A 14,248-nucleotide genomic window follows, 5' to 3' on the forward strand; every position below is an offset into this window, starting at 1 on the left:
ATATAAATATCCGCGCATGACTGACAAAAATCCAACAGAAGATTCCGGCTTACAAGAATCCTTCTTGTCTCATTTATTTGAGTTACGTGATCGCATTATTAAGTCTGCGCTAGCAATCATTGCGGTGTTCGTCTGCTTGGTGTATTGGGCGCCGGATATTTTTCATTTATTTTCACAGCCGCTATTGGACTCCTTGCCCTCAGGCGGAAAAATGATTGTGACGGATGTCACAGGATCATTCTTTGTGCCGATGAAGGTCACGATGTTGGTTGCTTTCTTGATTGCTTTGCCGGTAGTGATGTATCAACTGTGGGCATTTATTGCTCCTGGCTTATATCAACATGAGCGCAAGCTTATTGTGCCTTTAGTTGTGAGTAGCTACAGCCTCTTTATATTTGGCATGGCATTTGCCTACTTCTTGGTATTTCCAACAGTGTTTGAATTCATGGCTAGTTATAACGCACCACTTGGCGCTGAAATGTCGACTGATATTGATAAGTACCTCAGTTTTGCTATGAATACCTTCCTAGCCTTTGGACTTACTTTTGAAGTACCCGTTGTGGTTGTAGTTTTAGTGCGCATGGGCATGGTTCCCCTAGAAAAGCTCAGAGAGATTCGTCCTTATGTGATCGTTGGTGCATTTGTGATCTCTGCCGTGGTTACGCCACCCGATGTTCTATCACAATTGCTATTAGCAATTCCTATGACTCTGCTTTATGAGTTAGGACTGTTGATTGCGCGTTTTTACGTTCCAAAGCCGTCAGACGATGATGCTGACGCAAGTACAAAGCCAGATACTCAAGCCACGACTTGATCTTGTCCGAAGGTACTGGTAAGCCATTCCGTTACCCGATCAAATCGATAGCGTCTTTGTCTTAAATTCCCCTCCAAGTCTGTATTACTGCTCGCAAAAACTTTTCCTGCTGCAAGCAATGAGCGGCGCTGCTGAGTGGTATCAATCTGAATTAATCTAGGCAGTATCTTTGGTAACTCATGGCGAATATCGACAACGACACAATGCTCATGTTGGAGTTGACCAACTTCACATAGCAATAACTCTGCCTTGCTCAAGTTAAATTGATTAGCCACAATGAGTCGGTGACATAGCAAGATCCACTCCTCATCCAATTGATGCTCTGCATGGTGGTTCAAGGCTTTTTCTGCATGCAATGCTAAGTGATGCCAATCATTATTCTCGGGACTAGAAACATTCTCCAGAACTTTGCTTAGTAATTCTTTTGCTTCAGGTACACCTTGCTGGTGAGCTTGCCAAATCCAATAGGAAGCCTGAAGTCCGCGAACCTTCTCTTCCACTTTTTCACGTTTGCGCCAGAGGTTCGCACCTCTTCTGAATTGAGCCACAGGATGACCCAAATCAGCTGCGCGATCAAAACACCGATCACTTTCATTGGCGTTATATCCAGAGAACTGGGGACGACGATAGATTTCACCCAAAGCAAACCAAGCATCTCGATCACCATCTTTTGCTGCAAGCCCTAACCAGTAAGCCGCTTTCTTGAGAGATGCATTTGATTTTCCACTCGAACCATCCAAATCTCTTACATCAGAGTCGACCTCATTCAATTGCGCAAGACGTAAGCCCAAGGTGAGCTTTGCAATCGTCAGGCCTAGTTCTGCTGCCTGAACTAATACACCCTCATTCTTTTCTGAGAGCCAAGCGCTCCACAGATAGGAAAGTGCTTCATCTTTAGGTTGGAGCTTTATTAGAAGTTCTTTAGCCGAATTGGTGAAGGGGGTTTCTGATTCTACTAAGTGGAGTAGAAATTCTTTTGCGGTTCTTTGTAGAGAAGGTAGGTGGAGATCACCTTCCTGTTTTAAGAGCCATTCAGCAAGCTCTCCTTGAAGCGCTTTTTTACTAGGATCAAGCAGTAGTTCAGCGAGTTGCCACTGCGCTGCATAACTGACATCGATATTCGTATTAGCTAGCTTCCAGAATGATTCCCAGCCAAAGTAAAAGGCGGGTGAATTAAAGGTGAGCCCCAGTGGAACTAAGGAAATTTGCTTCAAAATTCCCAGCATTTCCGGGGAGAGCGTATCTAGCTTAAGAGTTTCAGAAGCGCCAGTGCTGGAATCGTTAACTGCTTGATTTTTAATGGATAAATAGGATTTTTCTAGCCAAATCAATGCATTAGCCGGCTGAATTGGAGTCTTGAATGCCCCTGTTAAATAAGCAGAAGCTAAGTTTTGTTGTGCGGATACGTCACCTAATCGAGCAGATTGAAGGATTTTTAAGAATTCACGACTTGCCATATGACAATTTTGGCATCTAAGGCTCTTAAAAGACAGAAAACAAAGCCCTTGTTGCCCTGATACAACGAAGAAAGCCAAAAAACTGCCTTTCCACAAGCAAAAACAGCCTCTAAATGCCCTGAACCCCTGTCTAGCAATGCAAAACAAGCAAAATTCATGAGTCCCGAATTTTTTTGGGCATTACTTTCAATTTATGGAGATTTAAAGAATGAAAAAATCGCTACTAGCAGTTGCAGCAATTGGCGCATTTGCGTCAGCAGCTCAAGCACAGTCATCAGTAACCGTATACGGAATCATGGACGTAGGTTTCCAAGGTGTTACAACTCGTGTTGGCTCAGCAAAAACAAACAAGACATCTTTTTCTGGTGAAGGTGCTGAAACAACATCACGTTTAGGTTTCAAAGGCACTGAAGATATGGGTGGAGGTACATCCGCTTTCTTCACAGCAGAATTTGCTTTGGCTCCAACTAATAGCGCCCTATCTGGCGATGCAAATACTGGCTTGGCAAATCGTCAAACATTCGTCGGTTTGAAAAAGAATGGTGTTGGCTCTGCAGCTATTGGTACTCAGTACACACCAGTTCATTTAGCTGTTGGCCGTACAGACCCAGGCCAGACAAACAACATGTTGGGTAACGTAATTTACGCAACTAATTCTTCACAAGGTAACGGTCAAACAACCCAGGCCTACACAGTTCGCTACAACAATGCTCTTACATTGCAAACTGAGAGAATGGCTGGCTTTCAACTTTACGGTATTTACAACAACAACAATTCAAATGCCAATAATCCTGCCACAACACAGACTGTAACTAATAACGAAGCTCTCGGCCTTGGCATTAACTATGTATGGCAAAAGTTGAATGTTGATTTGGCTATGAATTCTTCAAAGCAAACTACAATCACAGGCACAACACAAACAGCCGCATCTATTGCTCCACTGTCTGCAACTATTGGCACAATTGCTAACGTCTTGGGTACATCTATTGGTATTTTGAGCAACTATGCTGGTGCTACTTATGACTTCGGTATTTTGAAGGCATATGCTCAGTACATTAATACTAAGTACACCTCTAACTTGGACTCGAATTCTTATATCAGCCGTTCTGCACAGCAGATTGGCGTACGTTCATTCGTGACACCAACAATCGAGGCGTGGGCATCTGTCGGTAACGGTAGATACCAGGGTCCAAATGCTGTAACAATTTCTGCTGCAACTACAACTTCAGCTGACTTTACTGGTTATCAGTTAGGTACGAACTACCTGTTGAGCAAGCGTACAAACCTCTACGCGATTTTTGGCTCTACACAAAGTTCAACCAACGGCTCAATCGCTGCTGAAGGTGGTTCAAGCTATGGCGTTGGTGTGCGTCATACTTTCTAAATTAATTCTTGCGTAGCAGTCTAGCAAAGTTAGTTTAGTATTTTATTAACCCACTGTTGAAAAACAGTGGGTTTTTTTATAACTTTTGCGATGACCATATATCTACAGCTATTAATGGCTTATGAAAACTATACCGGTAATAATCCCCTATTTTTGTGCAGAAGAAGAGTTGCAAAAATGCCTATCTGCGCTTGAGGATCAATCTTATAAACCGATTGATATTTTTGTAAGAGATAACAGCATCGATAATATTTTATTTATTGCTGCAATAAACGAAGGGCTACAAAAGTACAGTTCAAATAAAGATATTGATTACATACTCATTTTGAATCAAGACGCTTATGTACAAAAAGAAACTATCAGATTCTTAGTCAAGAGTATGGAGGCGGATGAAAATTGTGGGATCGCATGTCCAATACAAATATCGAGTAAGGACAACTCCATATATTGGGGAGGGGGTTTTGAAGCATTTCCATTTGGAAGGCATCAAGGCGGGTCTTTGAGTGAGTACAGCAAGGACTTTGATACTTATTGGGCAAATGGAGCTTGTATGCTTTTAAGGGTGAAAATGATAAGAGAGATTGGTTTTTTTGATAAAAATATGAAGTTTATTTGTTCAGATTCTGATTACTCTTATACGGCTAGGTCACGAGGATGGAAGGTAAAGGTTGCTCACCAAGCACATGTTTATCATTCAGCTGGTGCATGTGGTTCGGTTGAAAATAGTTTTATTAATACAATTAAAAATCAAGATGCAATATATTTTGCAAAAAAATGGTTAAATGGCGATCTTTACAAGAGCCTTTCGTATGATGGTGAAAAACTAACACGTATGAAGATTCAGACCTTGATTCAAAACTTGGAGTCAGCAGCTCGAAATAACGTGTAGATCACACATCAACCATCTCGAAGATTTAGTTGATTTTTTTGACCATATCGTAAGTGTCACAAGAGTTATTTTTTAGGTTCTAAGAGTTATCTTCAACATGCCTTTATCAACAGCTTTGACCATATCGTAGATTGTGAGGAGAGCGACTTGGACTGCGGTGAGAAGCCCAGCAAAAACAAAGAACTAAGAGTAATCAATAAACAATAAGAGCTAAATTCTGTAAGTTGATTAATGGTTAGTGGGACTAAATTGGGCTACGAAAAAGGATGGTACAAGAGTCGTGTAAGATGAATCTACCAGCTATTAGCTAAGCGCAAATCGATATTTATTGTGGCTCAGTAGGACTCATTTCATTCACACACTAGATAAAAGAGGGGTAGCCTTTCGCGACTTTCTAGAAACCGACTTCTGCCACACCCCCATAGCCCATTTTTGAAAAGGGCCCCACCCAGATAGCCCCTCCACCTTATTTTGCTCAAATAATTCTAATTTTTTCTGTTCATTACCTCGTCTTAAAAATAAGTGCTGAAGCTGTAAAATACACAAAATGAATCCTCAACTTCAAATAATGCTTCAGCAAGCTTTTGAATATATGCAACAGGCAAAATTTAGCCAAGCCAAGCCAATCCTTGCTTATGTCCTAAAGATGCAACCAAAGAATTTTGACGTCTTGCACGCACTAGGATTTATTTCTGGAACTGAAAATAATCATCAAGAAGCAGTTTATTACTCATTAAAAGCGTTAAAAATTAAGCCTGACGATTTAGAAGTGAATATTAATTGCGCAAGAGCATTGCAAGAGATTGGAAAGCATCTAGATTCAGTAAGGAGTCACCAAAAAGCAATTTTTTTATCCCCGAATAACCATGAGATTTGGCTTGGTTGTGGGAAGTCACTTCAAAGCCTTAAGCGTTATGACGAGGCTATTGCTCACTACGATAAAGCGCTAAGCCTGAAACCTGATTTTGCCGCAGCTTGGTCTAACAAAGGAAATATTTTCTATGAACTCAAGCGTTATGACGAGGCTATCGCTCATTACGATAAAGCCTTAAATTTAAATCCTGATTTTGCTGCAGCTTGGTTTAACAAGGGAAATACTTTGCATGAACTCAAGCGTTATGACGGGGCTATTGCTTACTATGATAAGGCTCTCAGCATCAAGCCCGATATTGATTGGATATTTGGTAGCTTACTACACTCTAAGATGAATATATGTAGTTGGTCAGGTTTGGCAGAATCTTTGGAGAATATTTCCAAAAAATTAGTGGTGAATGAGAAAGTTGTTAATCCTTTTTCGTTGCTAGCGTTAAATGATGATGCTCTGCTTCATAAAAAATCTGCTGAAATTTATATTCAATCAAGATATCCATCTAACCCTGTTTTAGAACCTATTCTTAAGCGTCCACAGAATCAAAAAATCCGAGTGGGTTACTTCTCGACTGATTTTAAAAACCATCCCGTTGCCTTTCTTATTGCCGAGCTTTTTGAGTTGCATGATAAAAGTCAATTTGAATTAGTCGGCTTTTCATTTGGCCCAATAACAAAAGACCAGATGCGCCAACGCCTAGAAAAGTCATTTGACCAGTTTGTTGAGGTTGGTAATAAGTCGGATATTGAAATCGCCCAATTAAGTAGATGCTTAAATATTGACATTGCAGTTGATTTAACAGGCTTTACCCAAGACGCAAGAACGGGAATATTTTCTCATCGTGCCGCACCCATTCAAGTCAATTATCTTGGCTACCCTGGAACTATGGGTGCTGATTACATGGATTACATCATTGCCGATAGAACTCTTATTCCACTGGAGTCTCAGTCATGCTATTCAGAGAAGGTAGTCTATTTACCCAATAGCTATCAGGTCAATGATAGAAAGCGTCTAATTTCAGATAGGCAATTTACAAGGCAAGATCTAGACCTTCCAGAAAAAGGATTTGTATTTTGTTGTTTTAATAACAATTACAAGATATTGCCCGCAACCTTTGCAAGTTGGATGAGAATATTGAAAGCGGTAGAAGGTAGTATCTTATGGCTATTTCAAGATAATTCTTGGGCGGTAGAGAATCTCAAAAAAGAAGCTGAAAAACAAGGTATTGCAGCCGATAGGCTAGTCTTTGCTGAACGTTTGCCTTTACCTGAACATTTGGCTCGCCATCGTCAGGCTGATTTATTTCTTGATACCTTCCCCTATAACGCACATACCACCACTAGCGATGCTTTATGGGCTGGATTACCAGTTTTAACTTTAATAGGCAGGTCTTTTGCTAGTCGTGTAGCAGCGAGCCTTTTAAAAGCGATTGGTTTGCCAGAACTAATTACCAGCACTCAAGAAGAGTATGAAGCATTAGCGATTGAGCTAGCCATAAACCCCAATAAACTTAAAGATATTAAATTGAAGTTAGCCAAGAACCGTTTGACTACTCCATTGTTTGATACACCGCTCTTTACTAAAAATCTTGAAGTCGCTTACAGCGAAATGTATGAGCGTTATCAAGATGATTTGCAGCCAGATCATATAACTATTATTTAGGTAGTGTTTTTAATATCTTAAGAGCCAATTGATCTGGGTCTGAAAGGTCTAACTGCCTATACCCCGAAAGGCGTCGGCATTGAGTCTTGCTAGTGCCCATTACTTCTTTTACATAGTATTAGCACGTTTTCTGTCCCCTCAGTGGAACAGAATTGGGCCCCAGCTTATTTCATATTCTTAATTTTGCTTTACAGGTTAATCTTTGCTAACCCGCTCTCCATTCCCCACTCTCGGCACCACTCTTCTCAAGTACATGGACATTACCCATAAGCATGCCTCTATCAACGGGTTTGTCCATCCGCATGCTGGATAAAACGGGGCACCCCTTTGTGATTTTCAAGAAACCGATTCCTTCTACACCCCCATAGCTCGTTTTTGAAAAGGGTCTCATCCAGCCAACTCTTTCACCTTATTTTGCTCAAATGAACAAGTATTTTTTAAAGAAATGTTGATTTTTGGCTCTATCTTAGGAATAAGTAGGGAACCTATAAAATGGCCTTATGAATCCCAAACTTCAAGCAGCTCTTCAGAAAGCCATCCAAGCCTTTCAGAGCCAAAATTTTGATGGCGCTGATTTAATCCTCAAGGAAGTTCTTCAAAGCGATATCAATAGTGCCGATGCTGTTTTTGAGTTGGGCATTGCTTATGCAAAAGCCAATAGATTTATGGAGGCATCAGCTGTCTTTTGCTGCTTGCAGCCCTATAAAAAAAATGATGTAAGAATTCCTTATAACTTGGGCCTTATTCATTCGTTACTGGGCAGGCATCAACTTGCATTAGCAGCTTATGATTTAGCTCTCAAAATTCAGTCTGATGATGCCGAGATACTTATTAATAAAGGCTCAACTTGTAACGATATTAAGGATTATGTTTTGGCGCTAGAGGTCCTAGAAAAGGCAACCCAAATAAATCCTGATATCGCTGAAGGTTGGTCTAATAAAGGCATTGCATTCAATAATCTAAATTTGTATCAGGAGTCTATCAACGCCTATAACAAGGCCATTAAGCTAAAACCAAGCTATTACGAGGCATGGTCAAATAAAAGTGCACCACTGAACAAATTAAAACGCTTCGAAGAGGCCTCTGAAGCATGCGATAAAGCATTAAGTATCAAGCCTGACTATGCGGAAGCTTACTATAACAAAGGCAATGTATTAAATGAGCTAAAACGGTATGACGAGGCCATTGCTCACTACGATAAGGCTCTCAGCCTTAAGCCTGACTATCATGAGGCGTGGTCCAACAAAGGTAATGTATTAAATGAGCTAAAACAGTATGAAGAGGCTATTGCTTACTATGATAAGGCTCTCAGCATCAAGCCTGATATTAATTGGGTGTATGGAGATTTACTACACTCTAAGATGAATATATGTAGTTGGTCAGGTTTGGCAGAATCTTTGGAGAATATTTCCAAAAAATTAGTGGTGAATGAGAAAGTTGTTAATCCTTTTTCGTTGCTAGCGTTAAATGATGATGCTCTGCTTCATAAAAAATCTGCTGAAATTTATATTCAATCAAGATATCCATCTAACCCTGTTTTAGAACCTATTCTTAAGCGTCCACAGAATCAAAAAATCCGAGTGGGTTACTTCTCGACTGATTTTAAAAACCATCCCGTTGCCTTTCTTATTGCCGAGCTTTTTGAGTTGCATGATAAAAGTCAATTTGAATTAGTCGGCTTTTCATTTGGCCCAATAACAAAAGACCAGATGCGCCAACGCCTAGAAAAGTCATTTGACCAGTTTGTTGAGGTTGGTAATAAGTCGGATATTGAAATCGCCCAATTAAGTAGATGCTTAAATATTGACATTGCAGTTGATTTAACAGGCTTTACCCAAGACGCAAGAACGGGAATATTTTCTCATCGTGCCGCACCCATTCAAGTCAATTATCTTGGCTACCCTGGAACTATGGGTGCTGATTACATGGATTACATCATTGCCGATAGAACTCTTATTCCACTGGAGTCTCAGTCATGCTATTCAGAGAAGGTAGTCTATTTACCCAATAGCTATCAGGTCAATGATAGAAAGCGTCTAATTTCAGATAGGCAATTTACAAGGCAAGATCTAGACCTTCCAGAAAAAGGATTTGTATTTTGTTGTTTTAATAACAATTACAAGATATTGCCCGCAACCTTTGCAAGTTGGATGAGAATATTGAAAGCGGTAGAAGGTAGTATCTTATGGCTATTTCAAGATAATTCTTGGGCGGTAGAGAATCTCAAAAAAGAAGCTGAAAAACAAGGTATTGCAGCCGATAGGCTAGTCTTTGCTGAACGTTTGCCTTTACCTGAACATTTGGCTCGCCATCGTCAGGCTGATTTATTTCTTGATACCTTCCCCTATAACGCACATACCACCACTAGCGATGCTTTATGGGCTGGATTACCAGTTTTAACTTTAATAGGCAGGTCTTTTGCTAGTCGTGTAGCAGCGAGCCTTTTAAAAGCGATTGGTTTGCCAGAACTAATTACCAGCACTCAAGAAGAGTATGAAGCATTAGCGATTGAGCTAGCCATAAACCCCAATAAACTTAAAGATATTAAATTGAAGTTAGCCAAGAACCGTTTGACTACTCCATTGTTTGATACACCGCTCTTTACTAAAAATCTTGAAGTCGCTTACAGCGAAATGTATGAGCGTTATCAAGATGATTTGCAGCCAGATCATATAACTATTATTTAGGTAGTGTTTTTAATATCTTAAGAGCCAATTGATCTGGGTCTGAAAGGTCTAACTGCCTATACCCCGAAAGGCGTCGGCATTGAGTCTTGCTAGTGCCCATTACTTCTTTTACATAGTATTAGCACGTTTTCTGTCCCCTCAGTGGAACAGAATTGGGCCCCAGCTTATTTCATATTCTTAATTTTGCTTTACAGGTTAATCTTTGCTAACCCGCTCTCCATTCCCCACTCTCGGCACCACTCTTCTCAAGTACATGGACATTACCCATAAGCATGCCTCTATCAACAGCCTTTGCCATATCTTGGATTGTAGGTAAGTTAAGTTTTACTACGGTACGAAGCTCGGTATAAAAAGCTAAGTAAAGCCAAAACTTCGAGAATCAAGCACCTAAACAATAAAAAGCAGGCTCAAGTTTAGGTGCAGGAATTACTTAGCTTAATGGTTGCATAAGTACAAATACGTTTACATATTCTCTAATTGGGGGGGGTATTAAAAAGTAATTAGGGTATAAGACTCGATCCCTGCGATAGCCCTGAGAACTTTTTGGAGCTAGTTCAATCTCGATCCATTCGCCTTGGCACAGTTACTTATATTCTCCACTGGTTATTTTTAACTATTGTTACGCTAACCCTTGCTAAAAATAAGTGCTGTGGCTATAAAATATCTGTTATGAATCATCAACTTCAAATATTGCTTCAACAAGCTATTCAAGCCTTTCAGAGCGGTAATTTTGATAGTGCCGACTTTATCCTTAAAAGAGTTTTACAGGTCGATTCAAAAAATCTTCCAGCGTTACATATTCTTGGTTTAATTAGAGCTTCACAATCAAAGTATAAGGAAGCAGCTAATTATTTAGCTTTAGCAGCCCGACTGAATCCGAATGATGCTTCTATACATTACAACTTAGCAAAAGCTCTTGCCGACTCAGGAAATGATAAAGATGCACTTACCCATCATAAAAAGGCAGTTGCTCTAGCCCCCAATAATCCAGAAGCTTGGCTTAGCTACGGAAAAACAGCATCTAATTTAGGTCGCCATCATGATGCTTTGCTTTCCTATGAGAATGCTCTCAGTCTTAAACCTGATTATGTGGAAGCTTTATTAAATAAAAGTACATCTTTAAAGGAGCTTAAGAGGTATGAAGAAGCTATAGCTTTGGCAGAGCAGGCTTTAGTAGTAGATCCTCATTTGGCAGAGGCTTGGGCTAATAAAGGCGTTGCCTTAAATCAGCTTAAACGTTATGACGAAGCTATTACCCAATACGATCAGGCACTATCTCTTAAGCCTGACTATGTTGAGGCATGGTTGAGTAAAGGTAACGTGCTAAATCAGCTTAAACGTTATGACGAAGCTATTACCCAATACGATCAGGCACTATCTCTTAAGCCTGACTATGTTGAGGCATGGACTAATAAAGGTATTGCCTTGAAGGAGTCTAAACGATTTGAAGAAGCAATCACTCACTTTGATAAAGCATTAACTCTTAAGCCTAGCTATGCAGAAGCCTCTTGGAATAAAAGCCTTTCTTTACTGTTACAAGGAGATTTTGAAAATGGTCTTCCGCTTTATGAGAGCAGATGGGCATTGCATAAAACTAGCGAAGTTTCCAGCAAGCGTTTCTTCGATAAGCCAACCTGGCTTGGAGAAGAGTCGCTCGATGGCAAAAAAATCCTACTGCATTTTGAGCAAGGACTCGGAGATTTCATTCAGTTTTGCAGATATGTCAAACTAGTTGCAGATTTAGGCGCCAAAGTTATTTTGGAAGTGCCAAGGTCACTTGCTAGTTTAATGAAGAATTTAGAGGATATTTCAGAATTAGTCATTGAGGGCCAAGAGCTGCCATTCTTTGATTACCAATGTCCTCTATTGAGTCTTCCGCTGGCATTTAAAACTAAGCTAAATACAATTCCGAGTCCTAAGGAATATATTACTCTCAATAACCACCACGATAAAACCATTGAATGGAAAATAAAATTAGGTTCAAAGTTAAGGCCACGAGTTGGCCTAGTTTGGAGTGGGAATCCTCATCATAACAATGACCATAATCGCAGTTTATTGTTACGAGATCTTCTTCCGTTCCTACCAAATAAATTTGAATACATAACACTGCAAAAAGAAGTTCGTGAAGTTGATAAATTAACGCTTGATATAAATCCGCATGTTCTGAGTTTTTCTAATGATTTAAATGATTTTCTGGATACTGCAGCATTAATTGACCAGTTAGATTTAGTGATTAGCGTTGATACAAGCGTGGCGCATTTAAGTGGTGCATTGGGAAAAAAAACATTATTGCTGTTACCTTATGTGCCAGATTGGCGATGGTTATTAGACAGGGAGGATAGTCCATGGTACCCGTCAATTAAGCTATATAGACAGCCGGCGATTGGCGACTGGAACAGCGTCTTTGATAAGGTCAAATTCGATTTGAGCTGTACTTGAGATTTTCAGTCTGTATATCAATGATGGGCTATGCATGATTTTATTATTTTCTTAGAAATTATTTGAGGGTTAACGAAGGGTTTGATTAGTTATAAATCGATCCACTATTTCATCTAGACATCAAGTAGAAATAAAAATCCTAAATTAGAATTAAACCTATGTATTTTTCTTACTTGAACTTATGTCCAATATGGCTTAGATGTATTTTTGATAGTTTTAATAAATCACCACGTTAATATGGTGGAGGTTTCTATTTGTAATTGTTGAATTGACTTAATTCATACTCAAGAAGAGGTTGTCTAGTCATATATAAAGCAATAACCAACATTAATTCATTGTAAAGTAGCGATATTAATTTTTACAGCTAGCAAAGATTTTTTGATACTTAGCTTATATCTAATGCGCTACAGTATCAAAAATTGAAGTGTAAAAATTGCTAAGATGAGCTATAAATAATCAGGTATTGAAATTGATAAGTTCACGGCGAACGCTTTCAATGACTGACGTCCAGTCATCATGTGATGGCTGGCTAAATACTTTTGCAGTTGGGTACCAAGATTCTCTTTGCCCATCCGACCATCTCCAATCAACAGAGAACTGGGTTAAAACCCAGACTGGTTTACCCATTGCCCCAGCCATATGAGCAACAGAGGTATCTACGGAAATTACTAAATCAAGATTTTCTATTAATGCAGCGGTGTCAGAGAAATCATTTAATTGATCATCATGGTTGAAAATTTTTGGGCCCAACCAAGAATCCGTTTCTAATTTTTCCAGCTCAGCAACAGCTTCCCCTCCCTTTTGTAAGCTATGGAACTCAAAGTTGACATCTTTAAGTACCGTAAACATTTTCAGGGGGATACTTTTCCGCACTGCATAATCCCAGAGTCCAGGCGTATCTGCTCTGTGCCCACTAGACCAAACTAATCCAATTCTGAATTTTTCCTTGGCGCCTAATTTATTTCTCCAGTGCTGAACTTTTTCGGTTGGCGGCAAAATATACCCAATACCTTTTGGTATTGTATTGATGGTTGTTTTTAATGCCAAAGGTAGACTGAGTAAGGGAATGTGAAAATCAAATTCTGGGGGCTGATCACCCTGTCTAATTAGCTGGTCTACGCCTTCCAGGTTGATGAAAGATGTCAATAAAGGCTCTTGAACTTCAAAAAAAACTTTTGCACCCAAGTTGGCAATCAATTTAATGTATCTACAGAATTGAATCGTATCTCCTAGTCCTTGCTCGGACCAAATTAAGATAGTTTTTCCTTTTAGTGACTCTTGTCCAAGCCATAGGGGTTTTAAATAATGTCGATTTGAATTTTTTTGAAATTCTGTTTTCCATCTCCACTCATAAAAAGTCCAGCCATTCTCATAGTCGCCAAGATGAAGAAGTGTAAGGGACTTGTTCCAATTTGCCGGAATATCATCTGGCTCAATAGCGATTGCTTTGTTATAACTTAGCAATGCTTCATCGAATCTTTTTAATTCATGGAGGGTAAATGCTTTATTCGCCCATGCCTGTGCAAAACTTGGATTTAGGCTCAATGCTTTGTCGTAGTGGGGTAGGGCTTCCTTAAATCTTTTTAACTCATGAAGAGTGGTTCCTATGTTGAACCAACTTTCAGCTAATTCGGGTTGTAATCCTAGAGCCCTTTCGAAACAATCGAGAGCTTGTGCATGGGATTTTAAGTTTGATAAGCTTTTACCGAAATTCAGCCAAGCAGATGGGTTGTTAGGAGTTAAGTCGACTGCTTTTTTATGGTGGGTAATGGACTGCTTATGGCACCCACCATCAGCAAGAGATTTGGCTAGGTTGTATTGAATAGATGCGTCATTGGGATTAATTCGGGCGGCTTTACCTAGCAACTCAGCCGCTTCCTGATATTTTTGTGCTGATGCTCTGATAAGTCCCAAAATACTCAAGGCTGCCAGGTTTTTTGAGTCAACCCTCAATATCCCCTTAAGAATTGAGTCGGCAACACGATGATCGCCTCTTTGAAAGGCCTGCAAAGCTTGTTGAAGCATTAATTGAAGCTGGGGGTTCATAT

The 14,248-nt window shown here is 39.7% G+C and carries 8 protein-coding genes and 1 pseudogene; 6 read left to right on the top strand and 3 right to left on the bottom strand.

Translation table 11 applies throughout. From position 1 onward, the window contains the following. Positions 1–16: 16 nt before the first annotated feature. Positions 17–814: a twin-arginine translocase subunit TatC gene (gene tatC, locus C2759_RS00620; protein ID WP_215355447.1), complete on the top strand. Its 798-nt coding sequence runs from the start codon at positions 17–19 to the stop codon at positions 812–814. Here the strand turns inward: tatC and C2759_RS00625 are convergent. Further along, positions 799–2,271: a tetratricopeptide repeat protein gene (locus tag C2759_RS00625; protein WP_215355449.1), complete on the bottom strand. Its 1,473-nt coding sequence runs from the start codon at positions 2,269–2,271 to the stop codon at positions 799–801. The two genes, tatC and C2759_RS00625, sit on opposite strands and share 16 nt — an antisense overlap. A 208-nt stretch (positions 2,272–2,479) precedes the next feature. Here C2759_RS00625 and C2759_RS00630 point away from each other — a divergent pair, with 208 nt between their 5' ends. Together C2759_RS00630 and C2759_RS00635 are read left to right on the top strand one after the other, a co-directional pair. After that, positions 2,480–3,655, top strand: coding sequence for a porin (locus C2759_RS00630; RefSeq protein WP_215355450.1), 1,176 nt, complete (start codon positions 2,480–2,482; stop codon positions 3,653–3,655). 121 nt (positions 3,656–3,776) lie between these two features. Then, on the top strand, positions 3,777–4,544 hold the full coding sequence (locus C2759_RS00635) for a glycosyltransferase (protein ID WP_215355452.1): 768 nt from the start codon (positions 3,777–3,779) through the stop codon (positions 4,542–4,544). A gap of 72 nt (positions 4,545–4,616) precedes the next feature. Here C2759_RS00635 and C2759_RS00640 read toward each other — a convergent pair. Then, positions 4,617–4,706 (bottom strand): annotated as a pseudogene (locus C2759_RS00640) (cyclic pyranopterin monophosphate synthase MoaC); the annotation flags it as partial. 385 nt (positions 4,707–5,091) lie between these two features. Here C2759_RS00640 and C2759_RS00645 point away from each other — a divergent pair. The 3 genes from C2759_RS00645 (at position 5,092) to C2759_RS00660 (ending at position 12,200) form a co-directional block, all read left to right on the top strand. After that, entirely contained in the window at positions 5,092–7,074 is a 1,983-nt protein-coding gene (locus tag C2759_RS00645) for a tetratricopeptide repeat protein (RefSeq protein WP_215355454.1), read from the top strand. A gap of 500 nt (positions 7,075–7,574) precedes the next feature. After that, positions 7,575–9,761 (top strand): glycosyltransferase family 41 protein, encoded by a 2,187-nt coding sequence (locus tag C2759_RS00650; RefSeq protein ID WP_215355455.1) that lies wholly within the window; start codon positions 7,575–7,577, stop codon positions 9,759–9,761. A gap of 669 nt (positions 9,762–10,430) precedes the next feature. Then, positions 10,431–12,200, top strand: coding sequence for a tetratricopeptide repeat protein (locus C2759_RS00660; protein ID WP_215355459.1), 1,770 nt, complete (start codon positions 10,431–10,433; stop codon positions 12,198–12,200). Positions 12,201–12,656: 456 nt separating this feature from the next. On the opposite strand, the gene C2759_RS00665 is transcribed toward C2759_RS00660, so the two are convergent. Further along, the gene (locus tag C2759_RS00665; RefSeq protein ID WP_215355461.1) at positions 12,657–14,246 is read right to left on the bottom strand and encodes a tetratricopeptide repeat protein; all 1,590 of its coding nucleotides are present in this window, start codon (positions 14,244–14,246) and stop codon (positions 12,657–12,659) included. Positions 14,247–14,248: the final 2 nt, after the last annotated feature.

This window comes from Polynucleobacter sp. MG-Unter2-18, from assembly GCF_018687675.1.
Lineage (GTDB): Bacteria > Pseudomonadota > Gammaproteobacteria > Burkholderiales > Burkholderiaceae > Polynucleobacter.